17 protein-coding genes are annotated in these 17,186 nt (G+C 74.1%); 8 read left to right on the plus strand and 9 right to left on the minus strand.

The features are described from left to right. The 3 genes from PKA89_RS09455 to PKA89_RS09465 form a co-directional block, all read right to left on the minus strand. On the minus strand, positions 1-143 hold a 143-nt coding region (locus PKA89_RS09455), incomplete at its 3' end, for a DUF6458 family protein (RefSeq protein WP_324418941.1). A 104-nt stretch (positions 144-247) separates the two neighbouring features. Then, complete coding sequence (locus PKA89_RS09460) at positions 248-427, minus strand: hypothetical protein (RefSeq protein WP_324418880.1); 180 nt, start codon at positions 425-427, stop codon at positions 248-250. Positions 428-508: 81 nt separating this feature from the next. Beyond that, on the minus strand, positions 509-1,879 hold the full coding sequence (locus PKA89_RS09465) for an FAD-linked oxidase C-terminal domain-containing protein (RefSeq protein ID WP_324418881.1): 1,371 nt from the start codon (positions 1,877-1,879) through the stop codon (positions 509-511). A gap of 120 nt (positions 1,880-1,999) precedes the next feature. Between PKA89_RS09465 and PKA89_RS09470 the strand changes: the two genes are divergently transcribed. Beyond that, on the plus strand, positions 2,000-2,911 hold the full coding sequence (locus PKA89_RS09470) for a hypothetical protein (RefSeq protein WP_324418883.1): 912 nt from the start codon (positions 2,000-2,002) through the stop codon (positions 2,909-2,911). 66 nt (positions 2,912-2,977) lie between these two features. Here the strand turns inward: PKA89_RS09470 and PKA89_RS09475 are convergent, their stop codons facing one another. Then, complete coding sequence (locus PKA89_RS09475) at positions 2,978-3,784, minus strand: nitrilase-related carbon-nitrogen hydrolase (protein ID WP_324418885.1); 807 nt, start codon at positions 3,782-3,784, stop codon at positions 2,978-2,980. 60 nt (positions 3,785-3,844) lie between these two features. Continuing rightward, positions 3,845-5,869: a cytochrome c oxidase assembly protein gene (locus tag PKA89_RS09480; protein ID WP_324418887.1), complete on the minus strand. Its 2,025-nt coding sequence runs from the start codon at positions 5,867-5,869 to the stop codon at positions 3,845-3,847. Positions 5,870-5,897: 28 nt separating this feature from the next. Between PKA89_RS09480 and PKA89_RS09485 the strand changes: the two genes are divergently transcribed. The 4 genes from PKA89_RS09485 to PKA89_RS09500 all read left to right on the plus strand — a co-directional run bounded on the left by PKA89_RS09485 (position 5,898) and on the right by PKA89_RS09500 (position 9,667). Continuing rightward, a complete protein-coding gene (locus PKA89_RS09485) occupies positions 5,898-6,746 on the plus strand; it encodes a maleylpyruvate isomerase family mycothiol-dependent enzyme (RefSeq protein WP_324418888.1) in 849 nt (282 codons plus the stop codon). Between the two features lie 4 nt (positions 6,747-6,750). Further along, positions 6,751-7,227, plus strand: coding sequence for an SRPBCC family protein (locus PKA89_RS09490; RefSeq protein ID WP_324418889.1), 477 nt, complete (start codon positions 6,751-6,753; stop codon positions 7,225-7,227). Between the two features lie 158 nt (positions 7,228-7,385). Then, a complete protein-coding gene (locus tag PKA89_RS09495) occupies positions 7,386-7,862 on the plus strand; it encodes a MarR family transcriptional regulator (protein WP_324418891.1) in 477 nt (158 codons plus the stop codon). Then, positions 7,859-9,667, plus strand: coding sequence for an MDR family MFS transporter (locus tag PKA89_RS09500; RefSeq protein WP_324418893.1), 1,809 nt, complete (start codon positions 7,859-7,861; stop codon positions 9,665-9,667). Before PKA89_RS09495 ends, PKA89_RS09500 begins: the two co-directional genes overlap by 4 nt. A gap of 7 nt (positions 9,668-9,674) precedes the next feature. On the opposite strand, the gene PKA89_RS09505 is transcribed toward PKA89_RS09500, so the two are convergent. Further along, on the minus strand, positions 9,675-10,886 hold the full coding sequence (locus tag PKA89_RS09505; protein ID WP_324418894.1) for an MFS transporter: 1,212 nt from the start codon (positions 10,884-10,886) through the stop codon (positions 9,675-9,677). Between the two features lie 179 nt (positions 10,887-11,065). Between PKA89_RS09505 and PKA89_RS09510 the strand changes: the two genes are divergently transcribed. Then, complete coding sequence (locus PKA89_RS09510) at positions 11,066-11,224, plus strand: VOC family protein (protein ID WP_324418896.1); 159 nt, start codon at positions 11,066-11,068, stop codon at positions 11,222-11,224. Between the two features lie 18 nt (positions 11,225-11,242). On the opposite strand, the gene PKA89_RS09515 is transcribed toward PKA89_RS09510, so the two are convergent. Further along, positions 11,243-12,430, minus strand: a complete 1,188-nt coding sequence (locus PKA89_RS09515; RefSeq protein WP_324418943.1) for an acyl-CoA dehydrogenase family protein — start codon at positions 12,428-12,430, stop codon at positions 11,243-11,245. 202 nt (positions 12,431-12,632) lie between these two features. Here PKA89_RS09515 and PKA89_RS09520 point away from each other — a divergent pair, with 202 nt between their 5' ends. Together PKA89_RS09520 and PKA89_RS09525 are read left to right on the plus strand one after the other, a co-directional pair. Then, a complete protein-coding gene (locus PKA89_RS09520; RefSeq protein WP_324418898.1) occupies positions 12,633-13,040 on the plus strand; it encodes a YciI family protein in 408 nt (135 codons plus the stop codon). Continuing rightward, complete coding sequence (locus PKA89_RS09525; protein WP_324418900.1) at positions 13,037-14,203, plus strand: DUF6596 domain-containing protein; 1,167 nt, start codon at positions 13,037-13,039, stop codon at positions 14,201-14,203. The genes PKA89_RS09520 and PKA89_RS09525 overlap by 4 nt, the downstream gene beginning before the upstream one ends. 68 nt (positions 14,204-14,271) lie before the next feature. Here the strand turns inward: PKA89_RS09525 and PKA89_RS09530 are convergent, their stop codons facing one another. Next, complete coding sequence (locus tag PKA89_RS09530; protein ID WP_324418902.1) at positions 14,272-15,735, minus strand: hypothetical protein; 1,464 nt, start codon at positions 15,733-15,735, stop codon at positions 14,272-14,274. Between the two features lie 3 nt (positions 15,736-15,738). After that, on the minus strand, positions 15,739-17,172 hold the full coding sequence (locus PKA89_RS09535; protein ID WP_324418903.1) for a dihydrolipoamide acetyltransferase family protein: 1,434 nt from the start codon (positions 17,170-17,172) through the stop codon (positions 15,739-15,741). Between the last annotated feature and the right edge of the window lie 14 nt (positions 17,173-17,186).

The raw sequence follows: 17,186 nt of genomic DNA on the forward strand, positions 1-17,186 counted from the left end.
AAGGACAGGATGATGGCGACCCCCCCGCCGATCATCAAGATGAGACCGATCGTCGCGAGGCTGATGCCCCCGATGGATGCCGTGACGGCGAAGTAGAGGATCGCTCCGAGCACGAGCAGGAAGATGCCGAGTCCGATGTACATGGGGTCTCCTCGAGGGTCGGGGTCGGCTGACCTGGCGCACCGCACCCTACCTGCGCGGACACCTCGTGTTTAACGTTTGTGCAGGGAAGTTCGCGCCGGCGTGGTCAGGAGCCCCCGCCGCCCATCCCCGGACCGCTCTGCCGGGCAGTGCGTGCAGCGGCCGCCTCGGCGCCGTAGGGCGCGTCGCCGGTGTAGTCACCGCTCGACCCGCTGCCGCGACGCCGCCGGTCGAGCAGCACCCCCAGCACCACGACGACGGCGAGCAGCGCGATGATCCACCACATCTCGGTCCTCCCTCCCGGGCCGTGCTCACGACCCGTCCGGTCAGGGTGTCAGACCTGCCGGTCGGCGTCCACGGTTCCGGGTCAGACGAACGAGCCGGGGTTGAGGATGCCGTCCGGGTCGAGGGCGGCCTTGACCCGCCGGTTGAGGGCCATCACCTCGGGCCCGAGCTGGTCCTCGAGGCAGGATGCCTTGAGCCGGCCGACCCCGTGCTCGCCGGTGATCGTCCCGCCGAGGTCGATCGCCGCGTGCATGATGTCGTCGAAGGCGAGCCGGGCCCGCCGCTCGGAGTCGGGGTCGGCGGCGTCGTAGACGATCGCCGGATGGGTGTTGCCGTCACCGGCGTGCGCGACCACCGGGATCTCGACGCCGTGCCGCTGGGCGATGGCCTCGACCTCGGCGAGCAGCGCCGGCAGCTGCGGGACCGGGACGCCCACGTCCTCCGGCAGGACGGCGCCGCGCGGCTCGAGGGCGGTGAAGTGCACCCGCCGGGCCTGGACGAACATCTCGGCCTCGTCGGGGTCGTCGGTGGCGACGACCTCCTTGGCGCCGCTCACCTCGCACGCCGCGACGATCGCCTCGACCTCCTCCGCGCGCGACGGCCCCGGCGCATCCGACTGGACGAGCAGGAGCGCGCCGGCGTCGCGGTCGAGGCCCATCGGCCGGAAGTCCTCGACGGCGTTGATCGACGCGCGGTCCATCAGCTCGACCATCGACGCGCGGACGGTGCGCCCCAGCTCGACGACGGCGGCGGCGGCGTCGGCGACGCTCGGGAAGAGCGCGACGACGGTGGAGCGCGGTGCCTGGGCCGGGACGAGCCGCAGGACCGCCCGGGTGACGATGCCGAGGGTGCCCTCGGAGCCGACGAAGAGCTTGAGGAGCGAGAGGCCGGCGACGTCCTTGACGCGCTTGCCGCCGAGGGTGACGAGGGTGCCGTCGGCGAGGACGACGTCGAGGCCGAGGACGTAGTCGGTCGTCACGCCGTACTTGACGCAGCAGAGCCCGCCGGCGTTGGTCGCGATGTTGCCGCCGATCGAGCAGATCTCGAACGAGCTCGGGTCCGGTGGGTACCAGAGGCCTTCTGCCGCAGCCGCGTTCTTCACCTCGACGTTGAGGGCGCCGGGCTCGACGACGGCGACGCGGGCGGCGGAGTCGATCTCGACGGCGCGCATCCGCTCGAGGCTGAGGACCACCGTGCCGTCGACGCCCATCGACCCACCGGAGAGGGAGGTGCCGGCGCCGCGAGGGACGACGCCGATGTGATGGCGGGTGGCCCAGCGCAGCGTCGCCTGGACCTGGCTGGCGTCCTCGGCGCGGACGGCGGCGAGCGGCGTGCCGGCGCTCGCGTCGTGGGTCCAGTCGTGCCGGTACTTCTCGAGGGCGGCGGGGTCGGTGGTGACGACTCCCTGCGGGAGGGCCTCGGCGAGCTCGGCGACGGCGGCTGCGGCGTCCATCCCCCCAGCCTCTCAGAGTCGTGTGCCCGGGTGGTCGCCGGGACGACCGGGCGAGCACACGACCCGGCCCCTGTGGAGAACCGCGCGGCCGGCCGGGCCTGATGCGCCACTCTTCGGCGCATGCAGACGACGTGGCAGGAGGCCGCCCGGCGCCAGTGCGGGGTGCTCTCCGAACGCCGGCTGCGCGAGCTGCGGGTGACTCGCAAGTTCGTCCGCAACCAGGTCCGCGCCGGGCGATGGGTCGAGCGCACCCACTCGGTGTACACGACGACCACCGGGCCGCTCTCCCGCGAGCAACGGCTCTGGGTCGCCGTCGAGCACGCCGGGCCCGAGGCGCTGCTCGGTGGGCTGACCGCCGCCGGCCTCCACGGCCTGCGCCACTGGGAGCGCGACGCGGTCACCGTCCTCGTCCCCGCTCAGCTGTCGTTCGACCCCGTCGACGGGGTGCACTTCGTCCGGACCCGTCGCGACCTCGCGGCGATGAGGCATCCGCGGCTCGACCCACCGACCGCGCGGGTCGAGCCCGCGGTCCTCCTCTTCGCGGCGGCCGAGCGGTCGGAGCGGACGGCTCTCGGTGCGGTGACGGCCTGCATCCAGCAACGCCTGACGACGGCGGAGCTGATGCTCGAGTGGACCCGGCGGCTGCGTCCACTGCGGCGCGCTGCTCGGCTGCGCGCGCTCCTGGCCGACGTCGCGGGCGGTTCGCAGTCACTGGCGGAGGTCGACGTCGTGCGGATGTGCCGCACCTGGGGCATCGCCCGCCCGCGCCGCCAGGTGCGTCGCCGGGACCGCTCGGGCCGGCTGCGCTGGACGGACTGCGAGTGGGACCTGCCGGACGGCCGCGTGCTCGTCCTCGAGATCGACGGCGCGTTCCACCTCGACGTGGAGAGCTGGGCCGAGGACATCCGGCGCCAGCGGGGGCTCACGACGGACCGGCGGGTGGTCGTCCGGTGCACCGCGCAGGAGGCGCGGTTCGAGCAGCCGGACCTGGTGCGCGACCTGTTCGCGCTCGGCGTGCCGCGCGCCGCCTGAGTCGTGTGCCCAGGTGGCTGCCCGGGCAGCCACCGGAGCACACGACCCTGGCGGGGCGGGCGGGGCTCAGAGGCGGCGGTCGGCGAGGACGGGGAAGGACTCGCGGTAGGCGGTCGTCGCGTCGAGGTCGACGTCGACCGACAGCACGGCGCCGTCGGCGTGCGCGACCTCGGCGAGCACCTCGCCGGTGGCCGCGACGACCTGGCTGTGCCCGCCCATCGGCACGCCGGCGTGCGTGCCGCCGGTGTTGCACTGGACGACGACGCACTGGTCCTCGAGGGCCCGCGCCCGGCCGAGCAGCGTCCAGTGCCCGACCCGGGCCAGCGGCCAGGCGGCCGGGACGACGAGCAGCCGCGCCCCGGCCTCCTGCTGATGGCGGTAGAGCTCGGGGAAGCGCAGGTCGTAGCAGGTCGACAGCCCGGTGGCGACCGTGCCGCCGGCGCCGTCCGGCAGGTCGAGGACGACGACGTCCTCGCCGGCCTCCATGAGCTTCGGCTCGCCGCTGCCGAACCCGAAGCGGTGGATCTTGCGGTAGACGGCCAGCCGCTCGCCGGTGGCCGAGAACACCAGCGAGGTGTTGGCCAGGGTGTTGCCGTCGGCACCCGGACCGGGCAGCCGCTCGACGAACGAGCCGGCGTGCAGCGTCACCCCGGCGGCGCGCGCCGCCTCGGCCATCGCGGCCGCCCACGGGCCGTCGAGCGGCTCGGCCTCGGCCTCCCAGCGGCGGTAGTCGAAGCCGGTCGGCGCCCAGAGCTCGGGTAGGACGACGAGGTCGTGCCCGGCCTGCTCGGCGACGGCGGCGGCGGCCCGCTCGACGCGCGCGGCGGACGGCTCGTCGTCCCCGTAGGACAGCTGGATCACCGCGATGCGCATGCGTCCATCCTCGCGCACCCCGTCGGCCGGGCACGACCCGACACCGTCGGGCATCGCTCCTCAGCGGGGGTCGAGATGCTCGGCCTCCTCGCGCAGCCGCGCGAGCCGGGCGTTGTAGGCGGCAAGCTCCGCATCGCCGTCACGGTCGGCCTGGCGGTCCAGGCGCACCGTCTCGCGCGACTCGCTCCGGAACCACTGCACCGCGACGATGACCGCCAGCGTCAGGGTCGGCGCCTCGCCGATCCCCCACGCGATCTCGCCCGCCGTGTGCTGGTCGAGCAGCGGGTCCGGCCCCCACGGCAGGTTGATCGCCGTGAAGAAGTCCGGGGCCAGCAGGTCGGTGCTGCCGGTCAGCGCGACGCCGAAGAACGCGTGGAAGGACACCGTCGCGAAGAGGATGACGAGCAGCATGAGCGGCGACCAGCGAGGCACCCCGGGGTCGATGCCGATCATCACCCAGACGAACAGGTACCCGGTGAGGAGGAAGTGGGCCATCATCAGCAGGTGGCCCGTGTGGGTCGTCAGGGCGAGGTCGAACAGGCCCGTGTAGTAGAACGCCGCGAGGCTGAAGAAGAAGAACGCGGCGGCGACGACCGGGTTCGCGAGCACCCGCAGCGCCCGGGAGTGCACGACCTGGAGCAGCAGCTCGCGCGGCCCCCACGTCTTGTCGCGACGCGACGGGAGCGCGCGGAGCGCGAGCGTCACCGGCGCGGCCGGGACGAGGAAGAGCGGCACGATCATCGCGACCGCCATGTGCATGACCATGTGCGACGAGAAGAGCACCCGCCCCCAGATGCCCGGCGCCCCGCACGTCGCCCACGCGAAGATGCCCCAGCCGACGAGCCACGACACGAGCCGCAGCGCCGGCCACGCGTCCCCGCGGCGGCGGAGGCGGACGTAGCCGGCCACGTAGAGGCCGACCGCGAGCGCGGTGACGGTGACGAAGAGCCAGTCGAGGCGCCAGGCGAGGAACCAGTCCGCGCCGGTGAGCGGGCCGGGGTCGGGGTAGCCGGTGAGCTCGATGGCGATGCCCGGGTCGGGCAGGGCGTCCGGGACGGGCGGGAGGCTGCGGGAGAGGACCGAGGCCAGGCCCATCGCGGCGCCCATGACCGCGATCTCGGTGACGGCCAGCCGCGCGAACGCCCGGCCGTCCGACGGGTCCCGGGTGAGCCGGCCGGCGAGCTCGCGGCGCTGCCGCCAGCCGAGGACGGCCAGGACGCCGATGGCGACGACCTTGCCGAGGATGACGAGCCCGTACGGGGTGAGCACCGCCGACAGGGTGCCGAGCCGGATCCACGCCTGGAGCACCCCGGAGAGCGCGACCGCCGCGAGCGACCAGGTGGCGAGCACCGAGAACCGCGACACCGTGGTCCCGAGGTCGCGGCCGAGGCTGCGCCGCATGACGACGAGCGCGGCGAGCCCGCCGACCCAGACGCTGACCCCGACGAGGTGGACGGCGAGCCCGTTGACGGCGTCCTCGTGGCTGGCCGAGCCGGCCGCGTGCCCGTTGAGCGAGTGCAGGACGATCGCGACGAGGCTCGCGGCGGCCAGCCAGGTCATCGCCGCCCGGCCGCGCGCGGAGACGACCGTCGAGGCGACGACCACCGCGAGGCCGGCCGCGATCACGAGGACGCGGGTCGTCTCGAGCGACCACGCGAACGAGAGCAGCTGCGGCAGCAGCGACGCCGACGTGAGCGGCGTGCCGGAGAGGTCGGCGAAGGTGAGGACGATCTCGAGCAGCGCGGCGACGGCCCAGACGACGGCGCTCGAGGCGGCGAGCCGGCGGGCGGTCCCCCGGCGGTCGGTGCGCGCCCGCTCCGGGGCGAGGAAGACCGCGAGCAGCAGCAACCCGAAGGTGGTGACCGACGCGAGGTTGGAGACCGTCGTGACCGCCGGCAGCCCCCACCGCACGAGGGGTCCGGGGTCGAGCAGCGCGAGGGGCGCCGCGGCTCCCGTGACCAGGGCCGCGGGGACGACGACGGCGAGCGCGACCGCGAGACCGAGCGCCAGGGGACGCAGCCGGTGCGCCCCGGCGTCCGGGGTCGCCGTCGCGTCCGCGGTGCGGGCGCTCGGGGGACGGGTCACGTGGACCAGCGTAGGTACTGTGGGCGGCATGCCGCTGCACCCACCCTCCCCGACCGAGTTCGCGGAGGTCGTCGAGGCCTGGGCACAGACGGTCCGCTCGGTCGCCGACCTCGGGCGCACGCTGCGTCCGGGGGACGCCGAACGGCCCACCGACTGCCCGGGATGGACCGTCCTCGACCAGCTCGCCCACGTCGCCGGAGCCGAGGCGATGTTGGCCGGTGACCCCGAGCCCGACGTCGACGTCAGCGGCTACGACCACGTGTACCACGCCTTCGCCGAGCGCCACGAGCGCTTCGTCGAGGCGCGCCGGGGCCGCACGCCCGAGGACCTCGTCGACGAGATCGACTGGCGCCTCGAGGAGCGGCTCGCGGCCTACCGCGCCGAGGGGGTCACCGGCGAGGAGCCGGTGACCGGCCCGTTCGGACCGACGACCCTGGCCGACCTCGTGGCCCTGCGCACCTTCGACGTCTGGATGCACGAGCAGGACCTGCGCGAGGCGCTCGAGCGTCCCGGCGGGCTCGACACCCCGGCCGCCGCGCTGAGCGTCGCGCGGCTGTTCGCCGCCCTGCCGCGCCTCGTGGCCCGCGACGCCGCGGTCCCGCCGGGGAACGCCGTCGTCCTCGACCTCACCGGGCCGACGGTCGGGCGCGCCGGCGCCCGGGTCGAGGAGCACGACGGCCGGGCCGTGGGGGTCCCCCTGTTCACCGGCGACGCCGAGGAGCACCCGGACGTCGTGACCACCACCCTCTCGGTGTCCACCCGCGTGGCGATGCGCCTCGCCGGCGGGCGGCGCGACCCGGCCGACCTGCCCGTCACGGTGCATGGCGACGACGACGTCGCGGCGCGGGTGCTCCCCGCGCTCGCCGTCACCCCCTGACCCGATGGCGCGCTTCTCGACCTCGACCCTGTCGACCGCGACGGTCACCGCCGAGCCGGACGCCGTGTGGGAGGCCCTGACCGACCCGGCGCTCGTCGCCCGGCTGACCCCGTTCCTCCACCGGGTCACCGAACGCGGCGAGCACTGGGTCTGGGAGATGACCCGGGTGCCGGTGCTCGGTCGCAGCTTCTCCTTCACCTTCACCGAGCGGATGACCTTCGACGAGCCCCACCGCATCGAGTTCCGGCACGACCCCGGGGCCGGTGACGACGAGGAGTCCGCCGGCGTCGACGGGTGGTACGACCTCGAACCCCGGGCCGGCGGAACGCGCCTCGAGACATCGATGACCATCAGCGTCGAGCTGCCGTTCCCGGGCGTCACCCGCCCGGCGGTCCACGCCGCGATGAAGGGGGTGGTCGCCCTCATGGGCCAGCGCTTCTCCCAGCAGCTGCTGCACCACCTCCACGCCCGCTCGCTCTGACCTCCGGCCCGGGCCGCCCCGGCCGGGACACCGGGGCACCGGGACGCCGGGCGCCGCTGTCGAACCCCGCCGACGGGAATTCGTCGCCCGGCCATCTAGTTGTATGCTGCAAACAACTGCCAGCCGCCCAGCCGCCCAGCCGCCACCCCGGAGGACCCGTGCCGTTCCGCTCCACGTCGTCGACCCCGACGGCGCTGCTCGGCGACGAGCTCCTCCGCGTCGTCAAGCTGATCCACGTCGCCCGGGCCCGGGCGCCGCGCCAGCACCCGCTCGTCGACCCGATGGCCTATCCGCTGCTGTTCCACCTCAAGCGCTCCACCCTGCGCGTCTCCGAGCTCGCCGACGCCGTCCACTCGGACGTCTCGACGGTGAGCCGGCAGGTGAGCACGCTCGTCGACCTCGGCTTCGTCACCCGCGAACCGGACCCGGACGACGGTCGTGCGCACGTCCTCGCCGTCACCGCCGACGGCACCGCCCTGCTCACCGGCATCCGCGAGAGCCGCGACCGCTGGCTGCAGGACCTGCTCGCCGACTGGACCGACGACGAGGTCGGTTCGCTCACCACCGCCCTGGCCCGCCTCGCCGCGGACCTCGAGACCTCCCTGACCGACCCGACCCAGAGGACCGACCGATGACCACACCACGGCACGCCGACCCCGGCCAGCCCACGAGCCACTCCGCCGACGCCGACGGCCCCGGCCGCCACGTCGTGGGGAACACGACTGCCGCGGCCACGACCGCCGACGACTCGCACGACGGGCCGCTGACCCACCGCCAGATCGTGACGATCCTCGTCGGGCTGATGATGGGGATGTTCCTCGCGGCCCTCGACCAGACGATCGTCGCGACCTCCATCCGCACCATCGCCGACCAGCTGCACGGCCTCGACCAGCAGGCCTGGGCGACCACCGCGTACCTCATCACCGCGACGATCGTCACGCCGCTCTACGGCAAGCTCGGCGACATCTACGGCCGCAAGAAGCTGTTCATCTTCGCGATCTCGATCTTCGTCGTCGGCTCGGCGCTGTCGTCGATGGCCGGCTCGATGTACGCCCTCGCGGCGTTCCGGGCGGTGCAGGGCCTCGGCGCCGGGGGGCTCATGAGCCTCGCGCTGGCGATCATCGGCGACATCGTGCCGCCGCGCGAGCGGGCCAAGTACCAGGGCTACTTCCTCGCCGTGTTCGGCACCTCGAGCGTCGCCGGGCCGGTCATCGGCGGGTTCTTCGCCGGCGCCTCGAGCATCCTCGGTGTCACCGGCTGGCGCTGGGTCTTCCTCGTCAACGTCCCGATCGGCATCGCCGCACTCGTCGTCGTCTCCCGCACCCTGCACCTGCGCCACCACCGGCTCGACCACCGCATCGACTGGGCGGGCGCCTTCCTCCTCTCGGCCGCGCTGGTGCCGCTGCTCGTCGTCCTCGAGCAGGGCCGCGAGTGGGGCTGGACCTCCGGCCGCGCCTGGGTCGCGTACGCCATCTCCGTCGTCGCGGCGATCGCGTTCTTCTGGCAGGAGAACCGGATGCAGGACGAGGCGATCCTGCCGCTGCGCATGTTCCGCAACAAGACCGTCGGCGTCTCCTCGGTCGCGTCGGTCATCATCGGCGTCGCGATGTTCGGTGGGCTCGCCGCACTGCCGCTCTACCTGCAGATCGTCAAGGGCGCGTCCCCGACCGAGGCCGGCCTCCAGCTCATCCCGCTCGTCGGCGGCATCATGACCGGCTCGATCCTGTCGGGGCAGATCATCTCCCGCACCGGTCGCTACCGGATGTTCCCGATCATCGGGTCCGGGCTGCTCGTGCTCGGCCTGTTCGCCTTCCACTTCGTCCGGTTCGACACCCCGCTGTGGCAGACGATGATCGTCATGGTCTTCTTCGGCATGGGCCTCGGCTTCAACTTCCAGCCGCTCACCCTCGCCGTGCAGAACGCCGTGCCGCCGCAGCAGATCGGCGTCGCCACCTCGACGGCCACGACGACCCGTCAGCTGGGCGGCACCATCGGGACTGCGATCTTCCTCTCGATCCTCTTCTCGGCGGTGCCCGGTCGGATCGCCGACGCCTTCAAGGCGCTTCGCCCGACGGCCGACTTCCAGGCCGGCGTCGCGGCCGGGCTGCAGGCGCCGGCCGGCTCGGTCGACCACCAGGTCGCGTCGGCCATCCAGCAGGCGGCCTCGAGCGGGGCCACCCCGGCCGCGTCCAGCGGGGTCCTCTCGGACTCCTCGTTCCTCGCGCACCTCGACCCGCGCCTCGCGAAGCCGTTCCTCATCGGCTTCTCCGACTCGATGGACCTCGTGTTCCTCGTCGGGTCGATCGTCATGGTCTTCGGGTTCCTCGTGATGCTCATGCTGCCGCAGGTCGAGCTGCGCGGCGGTTCGGCGTACACCGAGCGCAACCAGCAGGCTCGGGCCGGCGCCGGCGAGCCGGAGGCCACGGCCCCGGTGGGCTGAGCCGGGGCTACGGCACCGCTGAGCCGAGGCGGGCGCGCTCGGCACCCTCGAGGTGCCGGGCGCGCGTCGCGACGATGGCCACCGCGCACAGGCCGGCGAGCACCGGCACGGCGTAGGCCCGCTGCGGGCCGAGCGCCTCGACGGCCCAGCCGCCGACGGCCGAGCCGGCCGAGATGCCGATGAGGATGCCGGTCACCGCGACCGCCATCCCCTCGGTGACCAGCGCGGCGGGCACCAGGCGCTGGGCCAGCGACAGGCTCGTGATGAGCATCGGCGCGGTCGCGGACCCGGCGACGACCATGACGACGGTCAGCTGCCAGGTGTTCGCGACGAGCAGCGCCGGCACCTCGAGGACGAGCATCGCGGTGGCGGCGATGAGCAGCCGCCGGGTGAGGGTCGAGCTGAACCTGCGGGCGCCGAACCACAGCCCGGAGAGGGTCGAGCCGACCGCGAAGCCGCCGAGGACGAGGCTGGACAGGCTCGCGTTGCCGTCGGCCTCCGCGAACGCGACGGCGACGACCTCGTTGGCGCCGAAGATGACGCCGGTCATCACGAGGGCCGTGGCGACGACGAGCAGGCCCGGCCAGCGGACCGCGAGCCCCTTCGGGCGGTCGGCGTGCGCGACGACCGGCGGCTCGGTCGCGCGGGCCCCGAGGAAGGTGAGGACGCCGACGGTGAAGAACACCTCGGCGAGGACGAGCCCGGCCTCGGGGAACCACAGCGTGGAGACGAGCACGGCGACGACCGGGCCGATGACGAACGACGCCTCGTCCGCGACCTGCTCGAACGACATCGCGGTGTGCAGGCGGTCCGGGTCGTCGCGGAAGATGTGCGCCCACCGCGCCCGGGACATCGGCCCGGGCTCGGGGAGGAAGGCGCTCACGCCGTAGAGGACGAAGAGGGTCCAGACCGGGGCCGCCGACCAGGAGGCCAGGGCGGTGCCGAGCCCGGCGACGGCGGAGACGACGACGAACGGCAGGGCGACCCGGCGCTGGCCGTGCTTGTCGATGAGCCGGCCGAGGACCGGGCCGGCCACCGCGAGCACCGCGAGGCCGACCGAGGAGACCGCGCCGGCGAGCGCGAAGGAACCCTGCCGCTCGCTGACCATGACGATGACGGCGACGCCGAACATCGCTCCGCCGGTGCGGGAGAGGGCGGTGCCGGCGATGAAGCGCAGGGCACCGGGGACGGCGAACAGGGGGCGGTAGGGGGCGAGCACGGAGGGCCTCGTCGGTCGGGCGACCGCCGGGGCTCCCGGCCGGGTCGAGCGTGGTGATGGGTCGCGTCCAGTGTGCTCCCGGGCGCGGGTGGCGGACAAACCGGTTCCACGCCGCTCCACCGACGAGCTCCGGGGGGCAGGCTGGTCGGTACGGGTGACTCCCACCGGAAGGAGCGTCCGTGCTCAGCGACAGCCCCGCCGTCAGCGGCTGCTGCTCGGTCGACGACCTCGACGCCGCCCGCACGTTCTACGCCGACGTCCTCGGGCTCACCGTCCGCGACGGCGGCGCGGGCTACCCCGCAGTAAGTGTCGCCACAGCAGCACTTACTGCGGCGTAGCCCGCGTAGCGGGCGGGGTCAGCGGAAGGCGGACTCGCCGGTGAGCGCCTGGCCGATGACGAGCGTGTGCATCTCGACGGTGCCCTCGTAGGTGAGCACCGACTCGAGGTTGTTCGCGTGCCGCATCACCGGGTACTCGCCGCTGATCCCGTTGCCGCCGAGGATGGTCCTCGCGGTCCGGCAGATCTCGATCGCCTTCGTCACGTTGTTGTACTTGCCGACCGACACCTGCTCGGGCCGCAGTCCGACGGCGTCCTTGCGGCGGCCGAGGTGCAGGGCGAGCAGCCGGCCCAGGGTCAGCTCGGTCGACATGTGCGCGAGCTTGGCCTGGGTGAGCTGGAAGCCGGCGATCGGGCGGTCGAACTGGGTGCGCTCGACCGAGTAGCGCCGAGCGACCTCGAGGGCCGAGCGGGCGGCGCCGAGGCAGCCCCAGACGATGCCGAAGCGCGCCTCGGAGAGGCACGACAGCGGCCCCTTGAGGCCGGTGACGCCGGGCAGCACCGCGCCGGCCGGCAGCCGCACGCCACGCAACGTCAGCTCGGCCGTGACCGACGCCCGCAGCGACATCTTGTTCCTGATGACGTGCGCCTCGAACCCCGGTGCGTCCGTGGGGACGACGAACCCGCGGATGCCACCGTGCTCCTCGCCGGCGTTCGCCCAGACGACCGCGACGTCGGCGATCGAGCCGTTGGTGATCCACATCTTCGAGCCGTCGAGCACCCAGTCGTCGCCGTCGCGGCGGGCGCGCGTCCGCATCGAGGCCGGGTCCGAGCCGTGGTCGGGCTCGGTGAGGCCGAAGCAGCCGATCGCCTCGCCGGCCGCCATCCGGGGCAACCACTCCTGCTTCTGCTCCTCGGACCCGAAGGCGTGGATCGCGTACATCGCGAGGCTGCCCTGCACCGAGACGAGGGAGCGGATGCCGGAGTCGCTCGCCTCGAGCTCGAGGCAGGCGAGGCCGTAGTCGACCGCCGACATCCCGGCACAGCCGTACCCCTCGAGGTGCATCCCGAGCAGACCGACCTTGCCGAACTCCCGGGCCAGGTCGCGGGCCACCGGCAGCTCGCCCTTCTCGTACCACTCGACGACGTGCGGCTCGACGAGGTCGTCGCACACCTGCCGGACGGTCGCCCGGATGGCCTTCTCCTCGTCGCTCAGCATCGAGTCGACGTCGACGACGTCGAGCGGGTCGGAGGGGCGCTTCGGCATCGTCGACGAGCTCATGGGCCCATCATGCCGGGACCGACGCGCCCTCCCCTCCCCGGAACGGGTGTGAAGAACGTCGCCATGCCGAGGTTCTTCACACACGTTCGGGAAAGGGAGGGGCGGCCGGATGTCGAGGACGACGGGCCGGCTCCGACCACGGGGTGAGCGCGGCCAGAATGGGCCGCACCGCGACGAGGGAGATCCCATGGCCAAGTACCTGATGCTCAAGCACTACCGCGGTCCGAAGACCTCGGTCGAGGACGCGCCGATGGAGGAGTGGACGCCCGAGGAGGTCGACGACCACATCCGGTACATGCGCGACTTCGCCGACCGCCTGCGTGGCACCGGGGAGTTCGTCGACGAGATGGCGCTCTCGCCCGAGGGGATGTGGGTGCGGTTCGACGGCGAGGGCCGCCCTCCGGTCGTCGACGGTCCGTTCGCCGAGACCAAGGACCTCGTCGCCGGCTGGATGTGCATCGACGTCGAGTCGCACGAGCGGGCCGTCGAGCTGGCGGGCGAGCTCTCCGCGGCTCCCGGACCGGGCGGGCGTCCCATCCACGAGTGGCTCGAGCTGCGTCCGCTGCTCGACGCCCGGCTGGTCGCCGACGAGTGAGCGTCGGCCCGGTCGACGAGTCGGCCCTGCGCACGCTCGTCCCCCAGGTGATCGGCGTCCTCGTCCGGCGCGGAGCAGACTTCGCGTCGGCCGAGGACGCCGTCCAGGAGGCGCTGGTCGCGGCGCTCTCCACGTGGCCGCAGGACCCCCCGCGGGACCCGAGGGCGTGGCTGGTCACGGTCGCCTGGCGGCGCCACCTCGACCTCGTGCGCTCGGAGTCGGCCCGGCGCGCCCGGGAGGAACGGGTCGAGGTCGAACCGGAGCCGGGGCCGGCCGGCGCGCGTGACGACACGCTGCGGCTGTACTTCCTCTGCGCGCACCCGTCGCTCACCCCGGCGTCGGCGACGGCGCTGACGTTGCGGGCGGTGGGTGGCCTGACGACCCGACAGATCGCCGAGGCCCACCTCGTCCCCGAGGCGACGATGGCGCAGCGCATCAGCCGCGCGAAGGCGGCCGTGGCCGGCGTGCGCCTCGACACTCCCGGCGACCTCCGCACCGTGCTGCGGGTCCTCTATCTCGTCTTCACCGAGGGCTACGGGGGAGACGTCGACCTGGCGGCGGAGGCCATCCGGCTGGCCCGGCAGCTCGCCGCGCTCACCGACGAGCCGGAGGTGCACGGGCTGCTCGCCCTCTTCCTCCTCGTCCACGCGCGGCGGGCGGCGCGGACGTCCGCCGGCGGTCGCCTCGTCCCGCTGCCCGAGCAGGACCGCTCGCGGTGGGACACCGGGCTCGCCGCCGAGGGAGTCGAGATCCTCCGGGCGGCGCTGGCTCGCGACCGGCTCGGTGAGTACCAGGCGCAGGCGGCCGTCGCGGCCCTGCACGCCGACGCGCTGCGGGCCGAGGACACCGACTGGCCCCAGATCGTCGAGTGGTACGACGAGCTCGTCGCCATCACCGGGAGCCCGGTGCACCGGCTCAACCGGGCGGTCGCGGTCGGCGAGGCCGACGGCGGACGGGCCGGGCTGCGGGCCCTCGAAGGGCTCGACTCCGGCCTGCCCCGGTACGCCGCGGTCTCGGCGCACCTGCACGAGCGCGCGGGCGACCCGGCCGCCGCGGAGCGGCTCTACCGGGAGGCGGCCGCCACCGCGACCCGGGTCGCCGAGCGCGACCACCTCACCCGGCAGGCCGCGCGCCTCCACCGCCTCCTGGAGGACCTCGGGTGAGGCCGTCCCACCACGAACGTGTGTGAAGAACGTCGGCATACCGACGTTCTTCACACACGTTCGCAGGGTCAGGGGGCGGAGGCGACGCCGAGCATCGCGGCGAGCCCGAGGGCGCTGCGCGGGTCGTACGCGCACCGCCACAGCCCACCGTGCGCCGCCGCGTAGGCCTCGTCCTGCCAGGGATGGTCCTGGGCCGGCGACCCCTTGACGAGGTCGTGGACGAGCAGGGCTGCCATCAGCGTGTTCGCGGTACCCGGCTCGAAGACCTCGACCCCGAACCGGTGGGCGCCCGAGTAGGCCGCGGCGAGCGCACGGTTGCGGACCACCGACCGGGTGCGCGTCGGCGGAGCGACCTTGAACGACACCGTGGACCCCGCGGCGCGTGCCGCGGTGGCCCGCCAGCGCTGGATCCGCTTGGCCAGCAGGTAGTTCGGGCCCTGCTGGAGGACGACCGAGTCGTTGATGCCGGGGTCCTCGCCGGGCACGTAGTTGCGCCGGAGCAGCCGGCCGCCGGAGAGGGTGCGCAGGGGCACCCGCAGCACCTTCGACGTGCGGCGCTGCGCGTACGACTCGACCGATGCCGAGACGGCCTCGGCCGGGACGGCGAAGACGTCGGTGGGGGTCGCGAGGAAGGACAGGGCCGTGTCGGAGCGCAGGGTGCGCACCGCCTCGGTCAGGGCGTCGACGGCGGTGCTGACCCGCACGTTCGTCGCGCCGTCGGCGTAGACGTAGTTGCCGAGGACGAGGTGTCCGTCGAGGCCCGCGACCCAGGCGGTGGCGTCGTGGAGGTCGTGGAGCAGGTCGAGGCCCGCGCGGCGCTCCACGTCGTCGTGGCCGGCGCGGGCGGGCACGACGAGGGTGCCGGCGAGGTCGCGGGTGTCGGCGAGCAACCCGGTCCACAGCTCCGGACGGGGCAGGTCGACGGCCGCGACGGTGGCTCCCCAGCGCAGCAGCGACCGGAGCGGGCCCATCTCGGCGGCCGCGCCGAGGACGACGACGGTGCGGCCCTCGAGCCGTAGCCAGTCGGGGTTCTCGAGGACCGCGGTGACCGCCTCGCGCAGGCTGGGTTCGACGACGCCCGCCGCGACCCAGGCGTCGAGCTGCCGGCGCAGGTCGTCGCCGGCGAGGCGGCGACCGCGGTACGGGATGGTCAGCGCCGTGTCCGGGTCGGCGCCACCGGTGAGGACCTCGCTGCCGACGAGACCGCTCGGGCCGCCGGCCGCCCCGGCGACGGCGGCGGCCAGCGGCTGGTCGTCGGCGCCGTCGGGGCTCCAGCGCATCCGGGCCTGGACCGACGCCAAGCCAGCCTCGGCGACCGACCGGGCGTCCGAGTAGCTCGGCAGCCCAGCCTCGACGAGTCGGCGGAAGTGCGTGAGGTACCCACTGCGCCAGTTGGTCTCGCGCTCGGCCGCCCCCGCGCCGACCGGGTCGACCGGTCGCAGCGCGTCGGCGACGACCGCCCGGCCGGTGGCCGAGGTGGAGCGCCGACCGTCGACGAGCGGGAAGACGACCCCGTGCTCCCCGGACGCCACCGGTCAGCCCCAGACCAGCCCGCGGGCGGGGTCGGCGAGGAGGGCGGCGACGTCGGCGAGGTAGCGCGAGCCGAGCTCGCCGTCGACCAGGCGGTGGTCGAAGGAGAGCGCGAGCGTCTTGACCCACCGGGGCTCGATGCGCTCGTCGGCGCCGGAGCCGACGACCCACGGGCGCCGGGTGACCGACCCGAAGGCGAGGATCGCCGACTCGCCGGGGTTGAGGATCGGCGTGCCAGCGTCGACGCCGAAGACACCGACGTTGGTGATGGTGATCGTGCCGCCGCTCATGTCGGCCGGCGGGATCCGGCCCTCGCGGGCGGTGGCGGTGAGAGCCGCGATGGCGTCGGCGAGCTCGCGCATCGTCATCCGGTCGGCGTCCTTGACGTTGGGGACGACGAGCCCGCGCGGCGTGGCGGCGGCGATGCCGAGGTTGACGTAGTGCTTGAGGACGATCTCCTGGGCGTCCTCGTCCCAGCTCGCGTTGATCTCCGGGTTGCGGCGGACCGCGACGCACATCGCCTTGGCGAGGACGAGCAGCGGCGTGACCTTGACGTCACGGAACTCCTTGTCGCGCTTGAGCTTCTCGACGAGCTCCATCGTCGCGGTGACGTCGACGGTGACCCACTCGGTGACGTGCGGGGCGGTGAACGCCGACCCGACCATCGCCTGCGCCGTCATCTTCCGCACGCCCTTGACGGGGACGCGCGTCTCCCGGGCGCCGTCGTCCGCGCGGGTGGCGTCGCTCGCGCGGGCACCACCGGACGTGGCGTCCGGCGCCGCGGCGCCGGACGCGGCGGCCTCGACGTCGGCGCGGGTGACGACCCCACCGTCGCCGCTCGGGGTGACGGTGGTGAGGTCGACGCCGAGGTCCTTGGCGAGCTTGCGGACCGGCGGCTTGGCCAGCACGGGCCCGCCGCCGGACGGTGCGGGAGCCGGCTCGTCCGCCGGCTCCTCGGCGGCGGACGGCACGGAGACGCCCCTGCGCGGGCGGCGGACCGCCTCGGTCTGCTTGACGCCGTAGCCGACGAGGACCGCGGTGCGCCCCGTCGACGTCGTGCCGCCGATGAGGCCCTCGCCGATCTCCTCGCCGTCACCCGCCGCCGGTGCGGGCTCGGCCGGAGCGGCCGGAGCGGCAGGGGCAGCCGCGGCGACCTCCGCCGCGGGCTCGGGGGCCGCGGGGGCACTCGCCCCGCCGACGCCGTCGTCGACGGTGATGATCGGGGTGCCGACCTCCACGGTGTCGCCCTCGGCGACGTGCAGCGCCGACACGGTGCCGGCGAACGGCACGGGCAGCTCGACGAGCGACTTGGCCGTCTCCACCTCGACGACGACGTCGTTGACCTTGACCGTGTCGCCGACGGCGACGTGCCAGGTGACGATGTCGGCCTCGGTCAGGCCCTCACCGGGGTCGGGGAGCTTGAACTCACGAAGAGCCATCTGCGGCAGCGCCT

It is taken from the genome of Phycicoccus sp. (assembly GCF_035325325.1).
Lineage (GTDB): Bacteria > Actinomycetota > Actinomycetes > Actinomycetales > Dermatophilaceae > Phycicoccus.

Coding starts and splice junctions, on each gene's coding strand:
- PKA89_RS09490 (WP_324418889.1), top strand. CDS start 6,751: ATGGCGCGCTTCTCGACCTCGACCCTGTCGACCGCGACGGTCACCGCC.
- PKA89_RS09465 (WP_324418881.1), bottom strand. CDS start 1,879: ATGGACGCCGCAGCCGCCGTCGCCGAGCTCGCCGAGGCCCTCCCGCAG.
- PKA89_RS09475 (WP_324418885.1), bottom strand. CDS start 3,784: ATGCGCATCGCGGTGATCCAGCTGTCCTACGGGGACGACGAGCCGTCC.
- PKA89_RS09470 (WP_324418883.1), top strand. CDS start 2,000: ATGCAGACGACGTGGCAGGAGGCCGCCCGGCGCCAGTGCGGGGTGCTC.
- PKA89_RS09485 (WP_324418888.1), top strand. CDS start 5,898: ATGCCGCTGCACCCACCCTCCCCGACCGAGTTCGCGGAGGTCGTCGAG.
- PKA89_RS09460 (WP_324418880.1), bottom strand. CDS start 427: ATGTGGTGGATCATCGCGCTGCTCGCCGTCGTCGTGGTGCTGGGGGTG.
- PKA89_RS09535 (WP_324418903.1), bottom strand. CDS start 17,172: ATGGCTCTTCGTGAGTTCAAGCTCCCCGACCCCGGTGAGGGCCTGACC.
- PKA89_RS09500 (WP_324418893.1), top strand. CDS start 7,859: ATGACCACACCACGGCACGCCGACCCCGGCCAGCCCACGAGCCACTCC.
- PKA89_RS09520 (WP_324418898.1), top strand. CDS start 12,633: ATGGCCAAGTACCTGATGCTCAAGCACTACCGCGGTCCGAAGACCTCG.
- PKA89_RS09515 (WP_324418943.1), bottom strand. CDS start 12,430: ATGCCGAAGCGCCCCTCCGACCCGCTCGACGTCGTCGACGTCGACTCG.